General features: G+C 67.5%; 22 protein-coding genes and 2 pseudogenes. 11 read left to right on the forward strand and 13 right to left on the reverse strand.

Going from position 1 to position 21,749, the window contains the following annotated elements:
• Positions 1–7 precede the first annotated feature (7 nt).
• The 4 genes from AB0L97_RS12985 to AB0L97_RS13000 form a co-directional block, all read right to left on the reverse strand.
• Positions 8–871 (reverse strand): ABC transporter permease, encoded by an 864-nt coding sequence (locus tag AB0L97_RS12985; RefSeq protein ID WP_356961971.1) that lies wholly within the window; start codon positions 869–871, stop codon positions 8–10.
• A gap of 2 nt (positions 872–873) precedes the next feature.
• Positions 874–1,683: an ABC transporter permease gene (locus AB0L97_RS12990; RefSeq protein ID WP_355077680.1), complete on the reverse strand. Its 810-nt coding sequence runs from the start codon at positions 1,681–1,683 to the stop codon at positions 874–876.
• A gap of 368 nt (positions 1,684–2,051) precedes the next feature.
• Complete coding sequence (locus AB0L97_RS12995; protein ID WP_364428475.1) at positions 2,052–2,240, reverse strand: hypothetical protein; 189 nt, start codon at positions 2,238–2,240, stop codon at positions 2,052–2,054.
• A complete protein-coding gene (locus tag AB0L97_RS13000; RefSeq protein ID WP_195080102.1) occupies positions 2,240–2,464 on the reverse strand; it encodes a hypothetical protein in 225 nt (74 codons plus the stop codon). Before AB0L97_RS13000 ends, AB0L97_RS12995 begins: the two co-directional genes overlap by 1 nt.
• A 454-nt stretch (positions 2,465–2,918) precedes the next feature.
• Here AB0L97_RS13000 and AB0L97_RS13005 point away from each other — a divergent pair, with 454 nt between their 5' ends.
• Positions 2,919–4,343, forward strand: a complete 1,425-nt coding sequence (locus AB0L97_RS13005) for a serine hydrolase domain-containing protein (protein ID WP_364428480.1) — start codon at positions 2,919–2,921, stop codon at positions 4,341–4,343.
• 173 nt (positions 4,344–4,516) lie between these two features.
• Positions 4,517–5,695 carry a DUF3089 domain-containing protein gene (locus AB0L97_RS13010; RefSeq protein ID WP_364428483.1) on the forward strand — a complete coding sequence of 393 codons (1,179 nt, stop codon included), beginning with the start codon at positions 4,517–4,519 and terminating at the stop codon, positions 5,693–5,695.
• A gap of 109 nt (positions 5,696–5,804) precedes the next feature.
• Here the strand turns inward: AB0L97_RS13010 and AB0L97_RS13015 are convergent, their stop codons facing one another.
• Together AB0L97_RS13015 and AB0L97_RS13020 are read right to left on the reverse strand one after the other, a co-directional pair.
• The gene (locus tag AB0L97_RS13015) at positions 5,805–6,197 is read right to left on the reverse strand and encodes a RidA family protein (RefSeq protein ID WP_364428591.1); all 393 of its coding nucleotides are present in this window, start codon (positions 6,195–6,197) and stop codon (positions 5,805–5,807) included.
• Positions 6,195–6,773 (reverse strand): annotated as a pseudogene (locus tag AB0L97_RS13020) (DinB family protein); the annotation flags it as partial. The pseudogene AB0L97_RS13020 and the gene AB0L97_RS13015, both read right to left, overlap by 3 nt.
• Positions 6,774–6,836: 63 nt before the next feature.
• Between AB0L97_RS13020 and AB0L97_RS13025 the strand changes: the two are divergent.
• Positions 6,837–7,838 (forward strand): YafY family protein, encoded by a 1,002-nt coding sequence (locus AB0L97_RS13025; RefSeq protein ID WP_364428486.1) that lies wholly within the window; start codon positions 6,837–6,839, stop codon positions 7,836–7,838.
• A gap of 95 nt (positions 7,839–7,933) precedes the next feature.
• Here AB0L97_RS13025 and AB0L97_RS13030 read toward each other — a convergent pair whose 3' ends face one another.
• The 4 genes from AB0L97_RS13030 to AB0L97_RS13045 form a co-directional block, all read right to left on the reverse strand.
• Complete coding sequence (locus AB0L97_RS13030) at positions 7,934–8,923, reverse strand: hypothetical protein (RefSeq protein WP_364428489.1); 990 nt, start codon at positions 8,921–8,923, stop codon at positions 7,934–7,936.
• Positions 8,920–9,969, reverse strand: coding sequence for a 3-oxoacyl-[acyl-carrier-protein] synthase III C-terminal domain-containing protein (locus AB0L97_RS13035; RefSeq protein WP_364428492.1), 1,050 nt, complete (start codon positions 9,967–9,969; stop codon positions 8,920–8,922). The genes AB0L97_RS13030 and AB0L97_RS13035 overlap by 4 nt, the downstream gene beginning before the upstream one ends.
• Positions 9,970–10,047: 78 nt before the next feature.
• Positions 10,048–10,884, reverse strand: a complete 837-nt coding sequence (locus AB0L97_RS13040; RefSeq protein WP_364428495.1) for an SDR family oxidoreductase — start codon at positions 10,882–10,884, stop codon at positions 10,048–10,050.
• Positions 10,885–11,007: 123 nt separating this feature from the next.
• Positions 11,008–11,403 carry a hypothetical protein gene (locus tag AB0L97_RS13045; protein ID WP_364428498.1) on the reverse strand — a complete coding sequence of 132 codons (396 nt, stop codon included), beginning with the start codon at positions 11,401–11,403 and terminating at the stop codon, positions 11,008–11,010.
• A 58-nt stretch (positions 11,404–11,461) separates the two neighbouring features.
• Here AB0L97_RS13045 and AB0L97_RS13050 point away from each other — a divergent pair, with 58 nt between their 5' ends.
• The 3 genes from AB0L97_RS13050 (at position 11,462) to AB0L97_RS13060 (ending at position 13,766) form a co-directional block, all read left to right on the forward strand.
• Positions 11,462–11,908: a MarR family transcriptional regulator gene (locus AB0L97_RS13050; protein ID WP_355077420.1), complete on the forward strand. Its 447-nt coding sequence runs from the start codon at positions 11,462–11,464 to the stop codon at positions 11,906–11,908.
• 230 nt (positions 11,909–12,138) lie between these two features.
• A complete protein-coding gene (locus AB0L97_RS13055) occupies positions 12,139–12,645 on the forward strand; it encodes a hypothetical protein (protein ID WP_364428502.1) in 507 nt (168 codons plus the stop codon).
• Positions 12,642–13,766, forward strand: a complete 1,125-nt coding sequence (locus AB0L97_RS13060; RefSeq protein ID WP_364428505.1) for a tyrosine-type recombinase/integrase — start codon at positions 12,642–12,644, stop codon at positions 13,764–13,766. The genes AB0L97_RS13055 and AB0L97_RS13060 overlap by 4 nt, the downstream gene beginning before the upstream one ends.
• A gap of 336 nt (positions 13,767–14,102) precedes the next feature.
• Here the strand turns inward: AB0L97_RS13060 and AB0L97_RS13065 are convergent, their stop codons facing one another.
• Both AB0L97_RS13065 and AB0L97_RS13070 read right to left on the reverse strand, forming a co-directional pair.
• Positions 14,103–15,599: an ISL3 family transposase gene (locus AB0L97_RS13065; RefSeq protein WP_364428508.1), complete on the reverse strand. Its 1,497-nt coding sequence runs from the start codon at positions 15,597–15,599 to the stop codon at positions 14,103–14,105.
• A 427-nt stretch (positions 15,600–16,026) separates the two neighbouring features.
• Positions 16,027–16,289 (reverse strand): annotated as a pseudogene (locus tag AB0L97_RS13070) (transposase); the annotation flags it as partial.
• A gap of 526 nt (positions 16,290–16,815) precedes the next feature.
• On the opposite strand from AB0L97_RS13070, the gene AB0L97_RS13075 reads away from it, so the two are divergent.
• From AB0L97_RS13075 to AB0L97_RS13085, 3 genes are all read left to right on the forward strand, one after another.
• Entirely contained in the window at positions 16,816–17,814 is a 999-nt protein-coding gene (locus tag AB0L97_RS13075; protein WP_364428511.1) for an IS481 family transposase, read from the forward strand.
• Between the two features lie 547 nt (positions 17,815–18,361).
• Positions 18,362–19,327: a ferritin-like domain-containing protein gene (locus AB0L97_RS13080; protein ID WP_364428514.1), complete on the forward strand. Its 966-nt coding sequence runs from the start codon at positions 18,362–18,364 to the stop codon at positions 19,325–19,327.
• Between the two features lie 86 nt (positions 19,328–19,413).
• Positions 19,414–19,815, forward strand: coding sequence for a hypothetical protein (locus tag AB0L97_RS13085; RefSeq protein ID WP_364428517.1), 402 nt, complete (start codon positions 19,414–19,416; stop codon positions 19,813–19,815).
• Between the two features lie 166 nt (positions 19,816–19,981).
• On the opposite strand, the gene AB0L97_RS13090 is transcribed toward AB0L97_RS13085, so the two are convergent.
• The gene (locus tag AB0L97_RS13090; RefSeq protein ID WP_364428520.1) at positions 19,982–20,323 is read right to left on the reverse strand and encodes a hypothetical protein; all 342 of its coding nucleotides are present in this window, start codon (positions 20,321–20,323) and stop codon (positions 19,982–19,984) included.
• A gap of 492 nt (positions 20,324–20,815) precedes the next feature.
• Between AB0L97_RS13090 and AB0L97_RS13095 the strand changes: the two genes are divergently transcribed.
• Positions 20,816–21,298, forward strand: coding sequence for a hypothetical protein (locus AB0L97_RS13095; RefSeq protein WP_364428523.1), 483 nt, complete (start codon positions 20,816–20,818; stop codon positions 21,296–21,298).
• Positions 21,299–21,454: 156 nt separating this feature from the next.
• Positions 21,455–21,703, forward strand: a complete 249-nt coding sequence (locus tag AB0L97_RS13100) for a hypothetical protein (protein ID WP_364428526.1) — start codon at positions 21,455–21,457, stop codon at positions 21,701–21,703.
• The last annotated feature ends 46 nt before the right edge of the window (positions 21,704–21,749 follow it).

A 21,749-nucleotide genomic window follows, 5' to 3' on the forward strand; every position in this document is an offset into this window, starting at 1 on the left:
GTCGGCCTTACCCCGAGATCCGGAATCCGGGATCGATGCCCCAGATCGTCAGCGTGAGAAAGAGATTCGCGAACACCATCACGACGATCACCATCTTGATGGCGCGCCCGGCCGCGACCCCGACGCCTTCCGGGCCACCGGTGGCGACGTAGCCGTGGTAACACTGGATGAACGTCGAAAGCAGCACGAACACCACTACTTTGAGCAGCGAGAAGAAGACGTCCGGGCCGATCAGGAACTGGAAGAAGTAGTGATCGTAAGTGCCCGCCGCCGTGCCGCCCAAGAACAGCACCGTGATCTTGGTGGCCAGGTAGGCGGTGGCGAGACCGATGCTGTAGAGCGGGATGATGGTCAGGGTCGCGGCGATCATGCGGGTGCTGATCAGATACGGCAGCGGGCGGATGGCGATGGATTCCAGCGCGTCGATCTCCTCGGAGATGCGCATCGAGCCCAGTTGAGCGGTGAACCGGCATCCCGCCTGGATGGCGAAAGCCAAGGTCGCCAGGATCGGCGCGAGTTCGCGAGTGGTCGCGAATCCGGAGATCGCTCCGGTGAGCGGAGACATCGTCAGCAGATTCAGAGCCGTGAACGACTCCATGCCGACGATGATGCCGCCGAACGCGCACAGGATGACGACCACACCGATCGTGCCGCCGCCCACGATGAGCGAGCCGTTGCCCCAGCCGACATCGGCCGTCAGCCGGGCCACCTCACGGCGATAGTGCTTCAGGACGAACGGGATGGCGATCAGCGCCTGGAAGAACGTGATGGCCTGATGCCCCACGCGCTGATTGGCGTGCACAGGCGCCAGCGCGACTTTCCCGGCGGCATGCAGGGGCCGCAGCGCCGGAGGTGTGTAGCTGCTCGCCATGCTCACACCACCTTCGCCGGGAAGAGCGTGTTGTACAGCTGAGTGAGAATGATGTTGGTTGCGAACAACATCAGCGCCGAGCTGACCACCGCCGAATTCACCGCGTTGGCGACACCGCCAGGGCCGCCGTGCGCGTGCAAGCCGATATCACAGGCGATGACCGCGGTCAGCACCCCGAAGATCGCGGCCTTGACCAAGGCGATGATCAGATCGTTCGCCACCGCGAAGGACGCGAACGAGCTGATGAACGAGCCCGGCGTACCGGATTGGGCGTACACGTTGAACATGTACGCGGTGGCGAATCCGACGAACACGACGAATCCGCAGAGCAGGACGCTCACCAGCACCGCCGCCGCGAGCCGGGGCGCGACCAGGCGGCGTACCGGATCGACGCCCATCACCATCATCGCGTCGATCTCTTCCCGGATGGTTCGCGATCCCAGATCGGCACAGATCGCCGAACCGACCGCACCGGCGACCATCAACGCCGACACCAGCGGAGCGCCCTGGCGGATGATGCCCAATCCGGCGACCGCGCCGATGAATGTCGTTGCGCCGACTTGATTCACGAGCGCGCCGACCTGGATGGATACCACGACGGCGATCGGGATGGCAACGAATACCGTCGGCGCCGCCGACACGTTGGCCATGAAGGCGCACTGCTTGATGAATTCCCGGTACGGGAATCGTGCCCGCACCAGTGAGACGAACAGCTGGACGAAGGCTTCACGGCCCAGAGTGACCTGCCTGCCCAGTGTTTCCAGCGACCGCTGGGGGTGGCGCCGCCACAAACCCGAAGCGCTGTCGATCATCTTCCCGAGCTCGCCCGGTTCCAGTGGCGGTTGCTTGTCGGCTGGCGTTCGCAACGAGGCAGTCACCGGTAGCCGTTCCTTTCCGATTTCTCGTCCACCGCGCCGGCGGCCGCCCCTTCGATGGCGCGGAGCGGGTGAAGTGTTGCACACCTCACAGACGTCAGACAAGTTGCAAGTGATTCATTATTCCAGGCATCGTCATCCGCCGAAGCGCACGGTCCATGTCAAGGACCTCGGCAGATACCGCCCTTTTATCCTGCGCATACGTGCGACTACTGCACATAGATGACCACTTCGGAAAGCGACTCCCGATGGTAAGTAATCCTCTATTCTGCACTCGGACGACCAGAGCCGAGTCGGCGAAGCCGCTAGGCGAGGGCCTCCAGCCAACGTTGCAGCAGCACCACGAGTGCGACGAGCACCGCGCAGCCGGCCAGGAAGAGACCGAGTACGGCCACCCACAGCCCGAAGCGGAGCACGGGATTGACCTTCATCTGCCCACCGAGGATCTTGACCACGATCACGAGAACGTCGATGAGCCACACCATAGCCATCATCAGGTCATGCACACATTCGAGAAGGTCAGCACGGGCCAGCACACGATCGATCCCAGGAACGACATCAGCAGATCGATGCCGTGCATATCGCGCAGATGACCGGTGTGCGTGAGCGTCCAGATCACCCCGGCCAGGCCGTAGGGAACGCCAATGATGATGAGAGTGCCGAGGAACTCGGAGACCTTCATCTCGTAACCGAGTATTCGGTCCAGCTTCTTGAGCATGCGTCGATGCATCCTTTCGATTCGATCCACGCCGCCGCACACGCATCGGACACCACCGGAAGAGGCGTCCGGCCGCACGCGCCAGTCAACGAGATCCGCGCCGTATGTTAGTCGATATTCTTCCATCTATGGAAGGGGTATCGAGAGATGCGGACCGGCAACTTGGATACAAGCAGGTAATAGCTCCATATGAGCAGCCTGTCGCCCGGATCATGTTGATGGACATTCTTCTAGATGTGCAACACTGCGCCCGCACCACATGCGCCACGACACGCACGTCTACGTTGGCGGCGTTCGGTTTCGACACGGCGCACATGTCGTCGATTGCGTCGACCACCGGCGCGAGCGCCTCGCCATCTGCGCCCCGCACCCCGCCACGTAAGGCCGAGGCGAGAACGGACTCCGTCGCACGGGCTTGACCTTGCCCCTGGGGCAAGGTTGGACGGTGGTCGGCATGAACAACAACGCACTGCACACCGCCGAAGCCCGGATTCGCGAGCAGATCGCCGCCTACTGCATGTCCAACGAAGTCCCCGGATTCGTCGCGGGCATCTACCGTGCGGGCGAGCAGATCGTCGTCGCCCACGGCATCGCGAACGTCGCCACCGGGGCGCCGATGCGCGCGGACACCGGGTTCCTCTTCGGCTCGGTGACCAAGGTGCTGACCACCACGCTGGTCCTCCAACAGGTCGAGCGCGGGCTGCTCGATCTGGACGCGCCGGTGGTGCGGTACCTGCCCGAGTTCGCCCTGACCGCGCCGGGCGCCGCGGAAAAGATCCTGGTTCGCCACCTCATTTCGCATACCAACGGCATCGATGCGGACTTGTTCTTCCCTGATGCGAAAGGGCGCGACTCCCTGAAAACTTATGTCGAGGGTCTCGCGCGCAATTGCGGTGTCCTGTTCGAGCCCGGCGAGCAGCTCAGCTACTCCAACGGCGGCATGATCGTCGCGGGCCGCCTGCTGGAGGTGGTGACCGGTCTGTCCTTCCCCGACCTGCTCGAGCGCGATGTCTACGCACCTGTCGGCATGACCGACTCCAGCACGTCGGCCGAACGGGCGATCCTGCGCAGCACCGCCATCGGGCACTTCCCGGACCCCGAGACCATGGCGGCCGAGCCCACCGGAATGTTCACACTGCCCGACACCTGGGGACCGGCGGGCGGCACGCCGATCGGCACCGTCGCCGACCTGCTCGCCTTCGGACGCACCCATCTCGCGGGCGGTGTGTCCCCTTCCGGAACGCGCGTCCTCTCGGCCGGGTCGACCGCACTGATGCAACAGGTCTCGCACGACATGGCCACCCCGAACGTCCCCCCGATGGGCCTGGGTTGGGTGCGGTATCCGTTCGGCGACACGATCGTCCTCGCGATGTCGGGCGCGTCACCCGGCGGCGTGTCCATTCTGTGCGTCGTGCCCGAGCACGACCTCGTGTTCACCGCCTTCGGCAACACCCCGGGGGCGATCATGCTGCACGACCAGATCCTGCGCTGGCTGCTGAGCGAACACCTCGGCGTTCGGATCCCCACCCTGATCAACGAATCGGCGCAGGACATCGATCTCACACCCTACGTGGGCACCTACCGTTCCGATCAGCTGCGCGTCGAGGTCGGCGTCGTCGACGGCCAACTCGAGGAGCGCGTGACCTACGAACCGGCGGACGCATCGCAGGAGCGGATCTTCACCGAGTTCGCCGGGGGCACGACCGCCGCCCCTCCGCAGCGGTACGTGCCGATCCGGCCCGGCCTTTTCGCGCCCGCCGGATACCCGTTCGAGACGTTCGACGGATACCTGCGACTGCTGCTCGTCTCCTTCCACGACATCCGTGACGGCCGAGCGCGTTTCCGCAACGGCGGCGGCCGACTTACCCGGCGGGCCTGACCGCTGTCGGAGCCATCCGCCACGGCGAGCGAGATCTCCGCCGTCCGAGGTGATGCGTGCGTGAACCGACGCGTTCGCCATTAGGCTGACGCCGTCGAAGGTGACCGAACGGCCGATCCCGGTGTGGCGAGGCCGTCCTCAACGGTCGGGCGCGGAAAAGCGAGGTATGCGCTATGCGGGACAGTCGGTGGCGGCGGGTGGTCGCATCCGTCGTGTGCGGAGTCGGAGTGCTGGCGGGATCGTCGGTCGGCGCGGTGGCGGACCCGGCCGGTGACACCGGTGTCGTGTGGTTGTGCAGGCCGGATCGAGCGGACGACCCCTGCCGAGGCAGCTCGGCGACCACGGTGCGGCAGGCGGGGCAACCCGATGTGCGGGAAGACCCTACGCCTGCTGAGGATTCCGGGGTGGACTGCTTCTATGTGTATCCGACGGTGTCGTTGGAGCCCACACCCAACTCCGACACTGCGGTGACCCGAGAGGTGCGGGCGGTGGCCGAACAGCAGGCCGCCCGATTCTCCCAGGTCTGTCAGGTCTTCGCGCCGGTGTACCGGCAGCGGACCCTCACCGCGCTGGCGCGGGAACGGGCGTACTCCCCCGACGAGCGCGCCGAGATGGCGCGGATCGCGTACGAGGACGTCCTGCGCGCGTGGCGGCAGTTCCTCGCGGAGCGCGAAAGCGGAAGGCCGATCGTCCTTCTCGGGCATTCGCAGGGTGCGCGCATGCTGCGCCAACTGATCCGGGAGGAGATCGACCCGCAGCAGGCGGTGCGCGAGCGGATCCTGTCGGCGATCCTGCTGGGTGGCAATGTGGTGGTGCCGAAGAACGGTGACGTCGGCGGCGACTTCCAGCACCTTCCGCTGTGCCGCGGCGAACAGCAGACACGGTGCGTCCTGGCCTGGCAGACCTTCGGCGCGACCCCGCCCCCGGACAGCCGATTCGGCCGCAACCCGACGACCCCTGAGCCGCTGCCGCGTCCGTACGGCCCGGACTACGAGGTCGCCTGCACCAATCCGACTTCGTTGAGCGGCAACGAGTCCCGCACCGCGGCCACCGTGCTCCGCACCGGTCCCGTGCCCAGCCCACTCGCCGCCGAACTGGCGCTGCGCCACGGGCCGTCCGCCGTCGCCGCGCCGACTCCGTGGCTGGTCCCCGCCGAGAAGTATCGGCTCCAATGCGTCCGCGACGGCGACGCGACGGCGCTACTGGCGACGCCGGAACCCGGCAGCGCCGAGCTGTACGCCGTCCCGGACGCGACCTGGGGCCTGCACCTCGCGGACGTGGAGATCGCACTGGGCGATCTGGTCCGCATCGTCGCCTCCCAGATCAGCGCCGACCGCGCGGCGCACCGCTGAACGCCGGAGTCCGCGAAGCGGCCCATCTCTCCGAACCGGCCCGACCCGGTTCGGCACCCGAGACCGCGCGGCGATGCCCGACCGCGCGGCGAATCGGCCACAGGCGCGGCTATTCGGGGATGGTCGCTATCGCATCGATCTCCACCAGCGCGCCGGGGCGAGCGTGTCCCGCGGTGGAGACGACCGTGATGGCGGTGCGGTGGTCGCCCCACACTTTTCGCGCCGCCGCGTATCCCGCCTGTGCGTCGGCCCCGGCGACAAGGTAGATCGTGAGTTTGACGACGTGTTCGGGACCGGTATTCGCAGACGCCAGCACGGTCAGTACGTTGCGCATGGCCTGGATGGTCTGCGCTTCCAAGCCGTCCAGCAGTTCTCCCGTGCCGTCGGTGCCGAGCTGACCGCCGACATAGACCGTCTGGGCAGCGGGCGCGATCACGCCCTGTGTGAAGGCCGGGTTGTGATGCAGTTCTTCGGGGTCGAGGTGGGTCGTCTTCGTGATCATGGGTTTCCTGACAGCCTCGGAGTGCGTATAGAGGTCGCGGATCAGGCAGACCTCGGACAGGTGGTGGATCAGCTCACGGTGGATGTGCAGCACCAGATCGGCCATGGGCGCCTCGGGGAAGGGCTCGTTCGGGCCGATCGGGACCCGGAGTCCGGCGTCGCCGAGACCACGCACTCCGGTCAGCCAGACGTCGAGCTGGGCTTCGAGCTGGTCGAGCGCCGTGGCCGCGTCGCCCGCGTATTCCCATGTCTCGTACGCGGCCGCCGGCGCGCCGAAATGGGTCGCGTTGCGCGCGGCGAGCACGCCGACGATGACGTGACCGAGCCGCCAGGCGATCGTGGTGAACGGCGCGGGGACCGGATTCGGGAAGGCGTAGTCGATCGTGAAGTCCCCGGCCCCCGCCTGCACGGGCGCCGTCGAACTGCCGCGCGGTCGCACGCTCCATGCGTCCGGTACCGGAGACCAGAAGTACTCGTCGTCGGTGAGACCGTGGAGCCGGTCGCGTAGCTGATCGTTCCAGTGGGCTTCCCACTGCTCGCGCAGTGTCCTGTTCCAGTCGAGTGCGTCTGCGTTCATGCCGCCCACCCTGGCACCCCTAGCGGACAGAATCGGTCCGCTATTTCTGGCAGGCTGAGCGACATGGAAGCGGCGAGCGGTACCGAGCGGGGCACGACCGAGCGGGTGCTGACCCTGCTCGGACTGCTGCAGCAACGCCAGGTCTGGACCGCGCGCGAGCTCGCGGAGCGGCTGGGCGTCACGCCGCGCACGGTACGGCGCGATGTCGAGCGCCTGCGCACGCTCGGCTATCCGGTGCACGCCTGTCACGGCGTCGGCGGCGGCTATCAGCTCGGCCGGGGACAGGAGCTGCCGCCGCTGCTGCTCGACGACGAGGAAGCGATCGTCACCGCGGTCTCGCTCCTCGGCGGCGCGGGCGCCGCGGTCGCGGGCGCCGGGGATGTCGCGCTCCGGGCGCTGGCGAAACTCGACCGGGTGCTGCCCACCCGTTTGCGGCACGAAGTGCAGGCACTCTCCGGCTCGGTGGAGTCCTTCGGCGGAGGTCACCCGCCGGTCGACCCCGACGTGCTGATGACGCTGGCCAGAGCCTGCCGCGACGAGGTCGAGGCCGGTTTCGACTATCCCGCCGGAGACCGGGTGCGCCGACGGCGGGTCGAGCCCTACCGCTTGGTCGCCTCCGACCGGCGCTGGTACCTGCTGGCCTTCGACCTCGATCGTGCGGACTGGCGCAGCTTCCGTGTCGACCGGATGACCGAGGTGGCCGCGCGGACGTGGCGCTTCCGACCACGCGCGGCGCCCGAGGCGGCGGCCTACGTGCAGGAAGGCGTGGCGAACCGGGTCTACCCACTGCGGGCCCGATTCCTCGTGCACGCCTCCGCCGACACGGTGCGCGCGCAGATTCCGGCGTCGGCGGCCGTCGTACGGCCGTGCGGCAGCGGGCGCTGCGAGGTCCGCAGCGGAGCCGACCACAGCCTGGACTTCGTGCTCATGCATGTGCTGTTGCTGGGGCACGACTTCGAGATACTCGACCCGCCCGAGCTCGCGCACCGCGCCCGCGCGCTGGCCGAGAAACTGCTGTCGGCTGGGGTGACGGCCGCACCGACGCACCGCATCGCGGATTCGTGAGCCCGTCGCGGCCCACGAGCGTCGCGAGCCTCGGATGTAGCGGTTCGCGCCCTGGCGTCCACGGCATGGACACCCGCGCATCGCTCATGTGCGTCCTACTGCCGAGCGACTACAACCGGCTCGGTACCGGAGCCGGTCGGTGTCCCGGCCTGCGCGGTTCCACCGCCCGATTCGCCGCACGTGGGCGACGCCGACCGCGGTCTGTAGGTCAGACAGGCTGCCGATGCTCCGTCCACTGCCAGGAAGACCACTATGCGCGCGGTGTCGAGCAGGCCCGTTTCCCGCGCATGGAGGTAGGCGTGTACCGGCCCCGCGGTGTAGGGATCTCCGATCGAGGCGTCGAAACCGACGACCGACCGCGACGGAATGGCGAGCGCGCCGGCCAAGCGGACGCGGAAGTCGGCGGCCTGGTCGGGCGCCAGCAGCAGCGCGTGCCCTTCGGCGAAGTGGCGGCCGTCGAGCCCTTCGGAGTCCAGACAGGCACGCACCACCTCGGCCGCCGAATCCACCCGGTCCTCCGCACCGGTACGAACGCGGATCGCGCTGCGACCGTCGGCGCCGACATCGTTCAGCGGCACCCAGGCGATGGGGCCGACCGGGCCGGTGGTGTCGCGCGTGTGCAGCCGCCCGAATCCTCCTGTGGCAGGCGAGGTTCCGAGCAACAGGGCGGCGCCGCTGGCGCTGTAGGGGAAATCGGCGACGTGGCGCTCGGTCGAGGGGTGGGTGTCGCCCGCGACGACCAACGCGTACCGAACCGTGCCGGTGGCGAGGAAGGTGTCGGCGGTCGCGATGGCGTGCAGCAGGCCGCAGGCCCCGTGCATCAGGTCGAAGGACAGAACCGGGACGCGCCCGGCCGCATACGTGAGCCCGAGGCCGATCCGCTTCTGGATGAGGGCCGACACGGCCGGCTCGGAGATATTGCTGTCCCGGAAGACGCCCCCGTTGATCAGCATCCCGATCTCGTGCAGGCCGACCTCCGAGCGCTCGACGCAGGCCAGTGCCGCGCGAGTGGCCAGTTCGAGGTAGCTGCCGGTGTCGAGGTCGCGGTTCGTCGCGGCCGAGACGATCGTCGTCGCCATGCTCATGCCGCCAAACGCGAGATGGTCGCGGCGAGATACCCGGAGACGATGCCCGATGCCGCGGGGATCATCAGAATCTTGGATCCCTTCGGAACCCTCTGTTGTGCGAGATGCTCGTGCAGGACCAGGAAGTGAGAGGTCGAAGCGGTATTGCCGTAGTCGTGCAGCACGTTGAGGGCCTGCGGCATCGGCGTGCCGAAATGCCGTTCGGTCAGATCCGAGATGTACTCGATGGCCGGCGCGCTGAATTGATGATGGATCCAATAGTCGTATTTCTCGCTCTCCCAGGTGCGTCCGGTCTCGGCGAGGAAGTCGGCCATACGGTCGATGCCCTGCCGATACCGGGCTTCGTTCTGCATGGCGCGGTTGTCGGTGTACATCGCGATGCCGCCGGTGCGGTCGCTGGGCATTCCGATGCAGTGCTCGGCGCCGTCGGCCGCGGTCATCAGCTCGACATAGTGCAGTTCGTCCTCGTCGTCGCCCCGGTCGTCGAGCACAACCGCGACCGCGGCGTCACCGACCGTCAACGCCGCGAATTGCGGGTCGTAGGGGCGGCTGATCTCGCGCAGCGCCGTCTCGGCGATCGGCGTGATCTGCTCGCCGCTGACCACCAGGCCGTTGCGCACCGCACCGGCCTTGATCATGCGATCGAGCACCATCACTCCGGTGATCATCCCGGCGCAGGCATTGGAGACATCGAAGTGCCGAGCCGCGTTCGCGCCGATCGCATTGCCGAGCATGAGCGCGAAAGAAGGTGCGTAGCAGAAGATTCCCGCGCCGCGAGTACGCGTGATGGAGGCCGAGATGACGACGTCCAATTCGTCGGCCCGATACCCGGAATGCCACAGACAGTCCTCGATCGCGTGCAACGCCAGCTCGAAGGACGATTCGTACCGGTCCGGATCCGAGTCGTAGACACGACGATTCTTGATCCCGGTGATGCGCTCCAGGTCCAGCGACCGCGGCACGGCCAGCTCGGCGATCAGATCCTCGGTGGAGCGGACAGTCGTCGGCGTGTACGCGCCGATCGACTCGAAACGAGTACGGATCATGCTCCCCTGCCTTCCGCTTCAGTCGGCGTCGATTGTCGGGTTGCTCAGCGATAACGGTGTCGCTGGTCGTGTGTGCGCCTACCCGGCGAGTCCGACCAGAGCGGCGCTGACTTCACACAGCTGCTGCCCGAGTGCGTCGTCCTGCGCGAGACGGGACGGAGCCTTGACGCGGTTGTTCTGGAAGTAACAACCGCTGACCGCGGCGACCTCCGGGTCGGCGGCCAGGTAGGTCAGCGCTCGTCCTCCTTCCGCGGCGGAGATCATGAACAATCGCTTGGCGAGCGCCACGAAAGGTTGCCCGAACCACGGCATCGAATCCCAGATCCCGGTTGCCACCGCACCGGGGTGAAAGGCGTTGACCGTTACGCCGGTTCCCTCCAGACGCCGCGCCAGCGCCCGGGCGTACAGGACGTTCGCCAGCTTGGACCGGCTGTATGCCTTTTCTCCCGAATAACTCTCCCGGAACTCCAGATCGGCGAAATCCATGGTGGCGCCGAATTGCATGACCGACGAGGTGAACACGATGCGCGACGGGGCGCTGCGCACCATCAGATCCGTCAGCAGTTCGGTGAGCAGGAAACCACCGAGATGGTTGACGGCGAAGGTGGCCTCGATGCCGTCCACGGTCTCGCTCCTGGCCTTGTGGTAGCCACCTGCGTTGTTGGCCAGCACATCCAGCCGGTCGTAGGCGGACGAAACCTCCTTCGCCAGCTGACGGACCGACGACTGCGACGCGAAATCGCACTCCAGCGTGTCGACTCCCGCCGCCCCCGCGCCTCGGACCAGCTTCGCCGCGGCGGAGAGCTTCTCCGGACTCCGCCCCACCAACACGAGCCGATTCCCTTGCGCCGCCAGCTGCTGAGCCGACTCCAGCCCGATACCCGATGTCGCCCCCGTGATCAGGATTGTCTGCACAGCCGACCACCCTGCCACAGAAGTTTCCTCGGAGATTGCTGACACGAGCCATCCGAACCGAGATTTCCGTCGTCGCCGACCTCGGCTTCGCCGAGCATGTCCGACTCACGCCGAAGTCTCAGCTCAGGCTGCGGCTGTGGCGAAGCGGCTCCTGCGGAGAACCAAATGTCCCGCGGTGGCGAGGTGAACGAGCGCGAGCGCGCTGCCGCCCGCCATCATGCCCGGAATTCCCTGCGCGGCGCCGATGGCGACGTCACCGAGCTGTACCGCGCCGGACACGGTGAGCAGCGGTAGGAGTGCCCTCTTGCGGCGGCCGGCCAGGCTGAACAGCAGCGCGGCACCCAGCGGGATCGCCCGGGCCGCGTACGCCTGGGCATACAGATCGATCCCGGGCGAGTCCGCGCCGATCGAGATCGCGGCGGTCGGATCGACCAGTGCCGCGACGCTGAAGGCCACGGCGGTGGCCGCGCCGATCGCATTGACAACCATCGCGGTTCGACTGAGCTTCTCGTCCTGCATCTTTCACTCCAAAAATCATTCAGACCGTGACTGATTTAGGTTCAGTATTATGCTCGCCATGAAGAACGTCAAGGCGGAAAAGCTGCCGGAGACCCTCAGCTTCCGGCTCGGACTGCTGGGCGCGTTCCTGACCGACCGCTTCAGCGCCGATGTGTCGGGTCTCGAGCTCAAGCCGAAGCACGCCGGGATGTTGAATGTGTTGGCGGCCAACGGACCGACATCGCAGATGGAGATGGCACAGCTACTGCGCGTCGCGCCGAGTCTGGTCGTCGCGCTGGCCGACCACCTCGAGTCCCTCGGGGCCATCGAACGGTTGCGAGACCCGAAGGATCGCCGCCGTCAGAATCTGAACCTGACCCCGCACGGCCGCGCACTACTGCGCAAATGCCTCGACGCCGCGCGGGCGATCGACGCCGAGACCACCACGGATCTCACCGCCGCCGAGCGTGCCGACCTGCATCGCATCCTCGGCACGATCGCCGATCGGCTGGGGCTGCCCAGCTGATGGCGTGCGAGCGCTGCGACCGTAGCCGTCGCCTCGGCAGGCCGATCGGCGGAACGGGGTATGGTTAGCTCTATGAACACCCAAAGGTTGCGAATCCGCCGCGATTTGTGTGTTGTGAAGTTGTTTCCTGCGCACACAGCGTGAACATTCGCGGCACCTGCTGCGTATGTCCGGTTCGAGAACACAGAACCGGGTGTGTAACCGCCTGACACTGAAAGTTGGGCGCGCTGATGCTATCCGGCCTCGTTTCCGCCATCCCCTCGACCCTGAACGCCCCCTCTCGGACACCCGGTAACCGCCCGCTCGCCGGGCCCGCCGCCAAGCCGCTCGCGTGGAACACACCGCTCCCGCTCCCGGCGCTGATCCGGCCGCAGGAACCGGCGCGTGCGCCCGCGCTGTACGACGTCCGCCCCATCGACCGGGCGGGCCGGATCATGGCCCGGCGCCTGCTCACCGCCCTGCAATGGCGGCGGGGCCAACAGTGCCGCATTCGCGTCGACGAGGGCGTGCTCGCCCTCACCGCCGACAACCAGGACGATGCCGCCCCGGCCTACGTCGACGGGCAGGCCAACCTGCGCCTGCGCGCGGCACTGCGGCGCGAGACCCGCATCGACGGCGGATATCTGCTGCTGCTCGCCGATATTCCGTCGGCGACTCTGCTGGTCTTCCCACCCGCCACCCTGACCGCACTGCTGGCTCCGTGGACCGGCCCGCTCGAGGAGGCCTTCCCAGCATGAGCACACCGCCCTCCGACGCTCAGCTGGCCGCCGCGCGAGTTCTGCTGCAAGGGCTCGGAATCGAACCCGAACAGCTACTCGGCCAACCAGGTACCACGCGAGCGATACCGACCCTGGCTGAATACGTCCCGATCGTCTACGCCGCCATGCCCGACACTCCCACCCGCAACCACTACCTCTCCTACTGGAACAAGCTCCTCGTCGACCACGCCGACCAGCGCCTGAACGAACCCACCGTCTCCCAGCTGCAGACCTTCGTGCACACGGTGCGCGAGCAACGCCAGCGGCGCAGCAACGACCGCGGCGGGGTCAGCACCGCCAACCACTGCATCCACGCCCTGCGCTGCCTCTACCAGCACGCGGTCAACGACAACTACATCACCGCCGCCGACAACCCCACCGCCAAACTCGGCAAGGCCCCGCGCCCGGCCTCCAACCGGCGCGCCCTGCCCCACGACTCGCTGGCCCAGATCTGCACCGCGGTCGCCGACGGCGGCGACGACCCCGTCTTGGACACCCTGATCGTGCGCCTGCACATCGAAACGGCCTGCCGCCGAGCAGGCATCCTCACCATGAGCGGCGACGACCTCGACCCCGTGCGCTGCCTGATCCAGGTCCGGGAGAAGGGTGGCTTCTCCCGCTGGCAGCCGATTTCCCCCACCCTGACCGAGGCTCTGATCGAACACCGCGAAACCCGAACCCCACCCACCGACCAACTGCCCGCTTTCACCCGCAACGGCCATCCCATCACCGCCGCCCGCAATCGGCGGCTGCTGCGCTACCGCAACGGCCACCCCCTCGGCATCCGCCGCTACGACGTGCTCTGGGACCGCCTCGGCCGACAACTCCCCTGGATCGCCGAGCACGGCATCTCCACCCACTGGCTCCGCCACACCACCCTGCGCTGGGTCGAACGCAACTACGGCCCCGCCGTCGCCAAGGCCTACGCCGGCCACTCCGACCGCAGCTACAACGGCAACGCCATCGATATCTACACCCGCGCCACCATCGACGAAATCGCCCACGCCCTGGCCACACTCACCGGCGAGCCACACCCCCTCGCCAGCGACCCCACCAACCAGCACCAGGGGCACGAATTCCTCCTCCCCGCGCGCGCCTGACGAGCCCCACCACCAGCAACGTCGGCTGCCGACCTCCGACGACACCAGGCCGCCGCCCCGCTCGCCGTGCACACGATGTTAGGACGGGCGACGGCGATGAGCAGGCCCGTTCGCTGATCGTGGGAGTTGGGGCCCGTGTCGATGTCGGCGACCGGGCTGATCTACGCCTCCAGCGCGCTGGCGAGCAGCTCTTCTTGTTCGGCCAGCGCAGGTAGATCGAAGCCTTGCCGACGTCGGCGCACTTGGACACCGAGTTGACGGTGAACTTGCCCCAGTGTCAATGGCCAGTGAGTTCTGGCTCAGGCACAAATTTGGTGATCTTGCCGGGGGTGGTGGTCAACTGAGGAGCACGAGGCGTCGCAGGAGATCGAAGTTGGCCCGGCCAAAGCACCTGCGCTTGATCGCCTTCAATTGGCAGACCGCGCCCTCGACGGCTCCGCTGCTCCATTCGAGGGTGAGTCCGTTGCGGACTGCGTCGTAGTCCTTGAGCAGACCGGCGGCGAATCCTTGAAGTTGGGAGATGTCACTGGCTTGGGCTGCAGCGATCCAGGCGTTGAGGTGCTGGCCCCGACGGTGGCGCAGCATCCCGCCGAAGTCGCTGACCAGCCGATCGACGCCGCGCAGGACCGGGCATCGGTCCAGGATCCGGGCCAGGTCGGCTCGTTCGGCCTCGGTGCGCTGGTGTGCCGGACGGATGATCCAGCCGGTGACCTGCCGGGGTTTAGGTGTCGTGATCGGCGTGGCGGTCGGTGGCGTGGTGCCGGCTCGCCAGGTCTGCAGGAGGCGGCGAACCTGGCGTTCACCGCCCCGGTAACCGCGCTCGCGCAGCTCGCCGGTCAGGGTTGCGGCGTTGGTGCACCCTTGCTGCCAGCGTTCGGCCAGGTAGGCGGTGTGTGGGTCGAGCGCGCTGCCGCGTTTGGGCGACTGGGTCAGCAACTCGTCGGCGCTGCCGGCTCGGGCGTAGCGGCGTACCGTCTTGTCGTCGAGGTTGAGCGCCCTGCAGATTGCGGTGTGCCCGATTCCCTTGTCCCACAACGCGTGAACCTCCACCCACCGTTGCCGGGTAAACTCCGCACGCCGACCGTCGACGACCACCGGCGCGGGAGCGGGCTGGGCAACAGCCTCATCGACTGGCCGATCATGCAGGCACTTGCGGTGGGCCCGCACCACCCGGTCGACAGCATCAGTGAGGTTGTAAAGCAGGTGGAAGCGGTCAGCGACCTGGATGGCGTCCGGCGCTCCCCGCCGAGCACCCTCGGCGAACCCGCTCGCCCGGTCGCGGCAGATCACGGCGGCACCGGGGTGGGCACGCAACCATTCGGCAAAGGTGTCGTTCAATCGGTCCGGCAGCAGGTCCACCGGCCGGTGAGTGCGCATGTCGACCACGATGGCGCCATAGTTCGCGCCTCTGCGGAAGGCGAAGTCATCGACGCCGAGCGCGGTCACCGGGCCGGGTTCGGGCATCGGCACTGCCCGGATCAACCGCAGCAGAGTCATCCTGGATACCGTCACCGACAAGTGGCGGGTCAACCGCTGGCCGGGGCGGCCACCCACCGCCAACGCGATCCGCTCGAGCATGCTGCGTAGCAATGGGGTCCGTCGGGCATGCGCCGTGGTCAGGCCGGGTACCTGCTCGGCGAACGTGGCGCGGGCGCAATCCGGGTTGTCGCAGTAGAACCGGCGTACCCGCAGGCAGATCAATGTCTCTGTCCCGCCGACCGCGGCATCGGACAGACACCGCTGGTAGCGACTGTGCACCCGAACCGACCAGCACGTGCCGCCCGGACACGACGCGCCCTGCGCAGTGATGTCGGCATGGATCCATAAAGCCATTCCGCGGCGGGTGACCTGCTCGATGTTCAGGTCGGCGAGATGCGGAAGCAGGACCTTCAGATCAAGATCAGCACACCCTGGTCATGATCGATTACCTCCCGCCAGGCTCCAAATCATCGGCACGCCACCAACTTTGTGCCTGAGCCCAATTCATCCGGTGAGGCGGCGCGGGCGAAGCGGCGGATCGTGCCGCGGGCAAGCCCAGCTCGCGACCGATGCGGCGCAGGCTGTGGCCCTGCGCGAGCAGTGTGTGGACCTGGGCATAACGCTCGCGGGTTCGGACCGCGGTCCGATCGGCACGCAGATGTGGTTCGACCGGGCCGTGGGGCAGAGCCGCCGCGATTTCGCTGATGTCGGGCCGTGCTGGTGCGTCGTCGGGGTCGGGCACCGCGGTCAGGTGGCGGCGGTGGCCGGCGACGGTGCGTTCGACGGCGTCGCCGAGGTTTTCCATAGGTGCCAGCGATCAGCGACCTGGATCGCGTGCGGTGCTGCTGTGGTCGCTGCTTCGGCGTAGACGCCGGCCCGGTCGCGGCAGATGATTTCGATGCCGGGGCGGTCTCGAAGCCAGGCGGTCAGGCTCTCGGTGCTGCGGTCGGTGAGCATGTCGATCGGTCGGCGGGTCGTCATGTCGATCAGGATCGTGCCGTAGCGGTGTCCGCGGCGCAGGGCGAAGTCGTCCACAACCACAACCCGGGGCCGTACCGGCGCTGAGGCGCACGGCGGGTTCGGCGAGAGGTCCGGGGCACGCACCTCGCGGTCCATGACAGGCTCGCTCACCCGAATCTCCCTACGGTTCAGAGGGTCCGAGTGTCAAGCCAACTCCGTCAGTTTTATACATCACAAGGGAGCTGGTGCGCGGCAGATTGACTCAGAAGCCAGCGACAGAGATCGAGAAACTCCTACGGCTTGCTGAGCATGGGTTCAACGCCAACGCAGTCGCGACCGAACTGAGTCGGATCACGAGCGTCAAGTGGACGCGCTCGACGGTCGATCGCATCGTGGCTCGCGCCGAGTCGATGGGCTTCCGAATCGGATCCAGGCAGGGGGTGGGGCCCGCGGTCACCTCCGCCTGATGCGACGGCCGGGGCGCGCGGCTTAGCTGTGATGTCCAGGGAGGTTGTACCGGGTTGGAACGGTGAGCCTGTGTGACTGGTGAAGGCCTCCGGCGGTGAAGTGGAGCTGTCGAATTCACCGCTTCACCGATCCGGAGGCCTTCGTGTCCCACGCTAACGCAGCGTTGACCCCGCGTGCTCGTCTACGACTGGCCCAGCTCGTCGTCGACCGCGGCTGGAGCTATACCGCAGCAGCGAAAATGTTCATGGTCTCCCCGCGAACCGCCAGGAAATGGTCCGACCGCTACCGCGGCGAGGGTCCTGCCGGGATGGCCGACCGCAGCTCGCGTCCGGTGACCAGCCCGGCCAAGACCCCGCCACACGCGGTACGCCGGATCGTGCGGCTTCGGTGGCGTCACCGGCTCGGACCGATCCAGATCGCCGGCCTGCTGGCGATGCCGGCCTCGACCGTGCACGCGGTGCTGACCCGGTGCCGGATCAACCGTTTGTCGCGCATCGACAGGGTCACCGGCGAACCGCTGCGCCGCTACGAACACCCCCATCCCGGGTCGCTGATCCATGTCGACGTCACCAAGTTCGCCAACATCCCCGACGGCGGCGGGCACAAGTTCCTCGACCGCCGCGCCAGCAAGTCCAACGCCCGCGCCACCGCCCACCGAACCGGCAAGCGCGGCAACAACTACCGGCCCGCCATCGGCACCGCATACGTGCACACCGTCATCGACGACCACTCCCGCCTCGCCTACGCCGAGATCCACTCCGACGAGAAGGCCGCCACCGCGATCGGTGTGCTGCAGCGGGCCGTGGCATGGCTGGCCGACCACGGCGTCGCCACCGAACGGGTGCTGTCGGACAACGGCTCGGCCTACAAATCACATGCCTGGCGCGATGCCTGCACCGAACTGGGCATCACCCACAAACGCACCCGCCCCTACCGGCCACAAACCAACGGAAAGATCGAACGCTTCCACCGCACCATGGCCGAGGGCTGGGCTTACGCCCGGCTGTATGAATCCACCGAACAACGCAACACAACCCTGCCCGCATGGCTCCACTTCTACAATCACCACCGAGCCCACTCCGCCCTCGGAGGTCGGCCACCGGTCACCCGGCTGACCAACCTCCCTGGACATCACACTTAGCCGCACGCTACGCCGCGTACCCCACGCCCTGCGTGAGCATCAGCGCACAACAACTCCAGATATGACGAAGGCCCCCAGCGGCAACTGAGGGCACTTCTGATACACGACCCGAAGGTTGCTCATGAAAGGCACCTCCGAGGGTAGCGCACGCCCTGCCACGGCATCAAATACCGCCAACGGCACACGGGCCATCCTCTACCTGGCCAGCGTGCGGGGCCATAGCTGTCCTGGGGATTTATGCTGAGAAGGCGGCGGAGTCCACTGGTAACGAATCCGATTCAGGCGCGGGTAGACACCCCTAACGCCGCACCGTTCGACCAGCGCAATACGGCGGCCCGCAGGCATCCTGTCTGCGGGCCGTCTCTCTACCGATCGGTTTCTCTCCTGGTGGCCGCGTGGGCCCGACGCACACACCCGCTGCCTGGCGCGGGCGGAAGGGGAAGGTAACGGGCGGGTTGCCGGTCCGGAACGCGGGTAAGCCTGACAGCCGGTGCACCGTTGCGCCGATTCGATGCTGTCTCACCATCGGAAGGAGGGGAAAGTCGATATGAGTACCCGCGAGATCACGACGTTGCTGGCGCAGCTGCGCGCTGCGCAGGCGTTGACCAATACCGAGATCCAGATTGCCGATACCCGTATCGCCCAAGCCCGCACCGAGGCGATACGCCAGGAGTTGTCCGCCAACGCCGAGCGCGCCCGCGACCGCGCCGCCGCCATCGAGGCCGCCATGCGCGAGTTGGGTGGTGTCCCGGAGGTGATCGGCCCGTTCCTCGGCCGCGCGGTCGCCGCGGTCAAGGCACTAGCCGACCAAGCGCAGCCGTTCGAGGAGGCCCTGCTGGGTGATCTGGCCCTGGAGCACCAACTACTCGACCGCGCCCGTTACATCAAAGCCCTCGCCACCACCGCCGGGCATCCCGAGGTCGTGGGGTTGGCGGACCGGTTGATCACCGCCCACACCGAGACCGTGGACTGGCTGACCACCGTCCTGGCCGAAGACGCCCTCGGCGGGCCCGCCGCGCTGCGCCCGACCCTGCTGCAAGCAGCCACCGGGACCGCGGTGCGACTGTTCAACCTGCCCGTCGACTGGTCGGCGCGTGGCCTGGACCGGGCGCTGGACACCGTCCGCGCCACCCGGCCCGCACTCGGGGAACTGCTCGCCCAAGGCGGCCGCGCCGGGGATGTCGCGGTCAAAACCTTCACCGCGTCCCGGGACGCGGCATTGGCCACCGCCGGGCAGGTCACCCGCGGTGAAGGCGCCGACACCGCCGCCGACGCGCTGCGGTCGGTCCGCGGCGCCACCACCAGTGTCCTGGATCCCGACGAACTCCCCATCAGCGACTACCCGGAGCTGAACCTGACCCAGGCCGCCGACGCGATCAAAGAACTCACTGACCCCGTCGATATCCGCGTGATCCTCGCCTACGAGGAAGCGAACAAGAACCGCCAGGGCGTGCTCACCGCCGCCCGCAACCGGCTCACCACCATCGCCAGAGACATCACCGGCCTCACCTGACCCAAGGTCCCTGCATCTTCACGCCGCGCGTCGGCGAGGCTCATCGCTGCGTTCCTGGCCGGGGTCGATGTTGTGGCTGCGGGCCGATGCTCGGCGGCTCGGCGGGCTACAGCCTCCCGTTGCGGCTCGGCCACAGCGAGGGCGAGGGCTCGTTCGCCCCGTTCACGTGCTGCGGCGACGAGCCGGCTGGCTTGGGGGGCCTGGTTCAGCAGTATGCGGCGGCGCTGCGGGTCATCGGTGACGCTGGCGAGCGCTTCGTTCTTCAGCTCCTGCACACGCCGGCCGATCTCGTCGATGACCGCCACCGGCGCCGTGCGATCGAGCCTGTTCAATACAGCGAGGACACCGGCGATTCTTTTTCCAAACTGAGCATCCTCTTCCCCCTGGATCCAGGTAACCGGCTGCGTCCTGTCCGAGCCAGGGTAACGCCGTTACCAGCACCGAGAGGTGTTCCCTATCATGAAAACCCTTCGGCCAGAGGCGGATAGGGCCCCGCTGCGGCGTCCTTGAACGTGCGCGGGCATTGTCTCAGCGCTCACGGCCCCCTTCCTGGCGAGCCGATCAGTCGTGGGCTCGGATCGCCACCCGGACCCAGGGTCCGGCAGCCGGGCTGGTCATCCGAATTCGGCGTCCACACCTGTGACTCGTCTACGGCTATTCGCCCGTGGCGTGCTCCGGTGCCCGCCGCTGAGCCGGGTCCACCCGAGTGTGGCCGTGGGGGAACGCGACGGGGATCGGGTCACCTGGCCGGAAGGCTTGGATGACACGGAGGTGGGTGGTCAGACCGGGCAGGTCGGTGAGGCGGGCTTGCCCGCGGGGGGTGCCGACGAGCAGCACTTCGACCTCGCAACCGGTGACGATGTCGGCCGGTTGGGACCGGTCCAGGGTGACCACGACGGTGGTGACTGGTTCGAGCCCCGCATGCAGGTACACCGGTCCGGCGTCGGAGGGCCGGTAGCTGAAGGTGAGCACTTCCGGTCCGGAACACTCCCGCACGAAGCTCCAGCCCCGGGCGGCGAGGGGTGATGCCCAGTCCGGTGAACACCTGCATGTCGGCTGCGGTCAACGGGTACCCGCGGGCCGTGGCGAGCGCTTGGAGGAGGCTGGCGGGTGGCTAGCGGCGATGCCAGATCTCGGCTTGTATCGCCGTGACCAGACCGCTCGTCTCGGCGCGCGGGCCGCGTGCGCGCTGCCCGGCACGTCGATCGGGTCTTTCCTTGCCCCTGGACATGAATGATCATCCTCGCAGTTCGGGCACCGGACCGTCCGCAGACACGCCTACCCAGGGGGTGAGTAGAGCTGGTCACGCCGCCGTATACGGCCAGCGACCACAGCGCCCACCGCCTGTGGAAGCGACACCGCACAATGGTGGGCACGGTCGGCGGAACCCGATGATCTGGGCCGCGGCCGGGTTCAGCGTGGCCGGTTCGTGCCGGACCTGTTGCCGAACGGGGTCCATGTTCGCACTGATGCTGATAGTTTGCGGCTATGGCAGGTAGGCATCGGAAAGGCCGGGATCACGACCAGGCGGACTCCACTGCACTCACCGGGGCGCAGTCGGGGGATCCGTGCGGGCCCGGCACCGGCGGTGGGTTCGCGCAGCGGGCGTTGGCGGCGCAGCCGTTTATTCCGGCGTGGATCGCGTGGCTGCTCGAGCACGCGGGTGAGCCGTTGGCGCGGCTGGAGTATCAGATGCATTACCCGTTGGATCACACCAGTGACCCCGACCGGCGCACCGATGACGAGGCGGTGATCATCCGCCGTGCTTGCCACGCTGAACTCGCCGCTCGATCGGTGCAGCGCGCCCACCGCTTCTACCGCGACCAGCCGGGTGTGCTCTCCGCCCACTTTCCTGCCCTGCCGGATGACATCGAGTTCTACACCGCGTTGGAAGCCGGGCGTGAATGGAGCGGTCACTGGTATTCCCGCGACCCCATCGAAGCGTGGGAGTCGAGCGGCATGCCAGCCTGACCGCCTGCCAACCGGGTGCCCGGCGGCATCCTGGAAACAACTGTCGTACCTCGACAACGCCCCACCCCTCGAGGAGGGCACGTGCCACCGCAAACAATCGGCGAGGGAAAGGGACACGCCGGGATGGACGATCGTGTCGCTGTGCGGATTGCGGCCGTGCGCGATTCACGGATCTCGTTCCGGGCCAAAGGGGTATTGGTGTTTCTGCTGGCCGCGGGCCGCGGTGAGGACCTCACCCTCGAGTCGATCGCCGCCGCAGGCACCGAGGACGCCACCGAGGTTGCCGAAGCGCTACAGGAACTCATCGACTCCGGGTATCTGGCCCGCGAACGCCAGTTCGGCGGCGAACTCGGCGAATCGGCATGGACCATCACCGACACCCCCGACCAACCCGAAACACCTTGACACCGACGCCCGAGGCCCCCGCAGGCGGCTCTGTCGATTCTTCAGG

Origin of the sequence: Nocardia sp. NPDC051911, assembly GCF_040681035.1 — a bacterium.
In the GTDB taxonomy this organism is placed as follows: domain Bacteria; phylum Actinomycetota; class Actinomycetes; order Mycobacteriales; family Mycobacteriaceae; genus Nocardia; species Nocardia sichangensis.

Bases quoted from the DNA above. Each gene is read 5' to 3' on its own strand.
- AB0L97_RS13045 (WP_364428498.1), bottom strand. From the start codon at position 11,403: ATGCAGGACGAGAAGCTCAGTCGAACCGCGATGGTTGTCAATGCGATC.
- AB0L97_RS13060 (WP_364428505.1), top strand. From the start codon at position 12,642: ATGAGCACACCGCCCTCCGACGCTCAGCTGGCCGCCGCGCGAGTTCTG.
- AB0L97_RS13010 (WP_364428483.1), top strand. From the start codon at position 4,517: ATGCGGGACAGTCGGTGGCGGCGGGTGGTCGCATCCGTCGTGTGCGGA.
- AB0L97_RS13000 (WP_195080102.1), bottom strand. From the start codon at position 2,464: ATGCTCAAGAAGCTGGACCGAATACTCGGTTACGAGATGAAGGTCTCC.
- AB0L97_RS13050 (WP_355077420.1), top strand. From the start codon at position 11,462: ATGAAGAACGTCAAGGCGGAAAAGCTGCCGGAGACCCTCAGCTTCCGG.
- AB0L97_RS13080 (WP_364428514.1), top strand. From the start codon at position 18,362: ATGAGTACCCGCGAGATCACGACGTTGCTGGCGCAGCTGCGCGCTGCG.
- AB0L97_RS13085 (WP_364428517.1), top strand. From the start codon at position 19,414: ATGCTCGGCGGCTCGGCGGGCTACAGCCTCCCGTTGCGGCTCGGCCAC.
- AB0L97_RS13025 (WP_364428486.1), top strand. From the start codon at position 6,837: ATGGAAGCGGCGAGCGGTACCGAGCGGGGCACGACCGAGCGGGTGCTG.
- AB0L97_RS13005 (WP_364428480.1), top strand. From the start codon at position 2,919: ATGAACAACAACGCACTGCACACCGCCGAAGCCCGGATTCGCGAGCAG.
- AB0L97_RS13030 (WP_364428489.1), bottom strand. From the start codon at position 8,923: ATGAGCATGGCGACGACGATCGTCTCGGCCGCGACGAACCGCGACCTC.
- AB0L97_RS13065 (WP_364428508.1), bottom strand. From the start codon at position 15,599: ATGGCTTTATGGATCCATGCCGACATCACTGCGCAGGGCGCGTCGTGT.
- AB0L97_RS13035 (WP_364428492.1), bottom strand. From the start codon at position 9,969: ATGATCCGTACTCGTTTCGAGTCGATCGGCGCGTACACGCCGACGACT.
- AB0L97_RS12985 (WP_356961971.1), bottom strand. From the start codon at position 871: ATGGCGAGCAGCTACACACCTCCGGCGCTGCGGCCCCTGCATGCCGCC.
- AB0L97_RS13095 (WP_364428523.1), top strand. From the start codon at position 20,816: ATGGCAGGTAGGCATCGGAAAGGCCGGGATCACGACCAGGCGGACTCC.
- AB0L97_RS12995 (WP_364428475.1), bottom strand. From the start codon at position 2,240: ATGATGGCTATGGTGTGGCTCATCGACGTTCTCGTGATCGTGGTCAAG.
- AB0L97_RS13015 (WP_364428591.1), bottom strand. From the start codon at position 6,197: ATGATCACGAAGACGACCCACCTCGACCCCGAAGAACTGCATCACAAC.
- AB0L97_RS12990 (WP_355077680.1), bottom strand. From the start codon at position 1,683: ATGATCGACAGCGCTTCGGGTTTGTGGCGGCGCCACCCCCAGCGGTCG.
- AB0L97_RS13055 (WP_364428502.1), top strand. From the start codon at position 12,139: ATGCTATCCGGCCTCGTTTCCGCCATCCCCTCGACCCTGAACGCCCCC.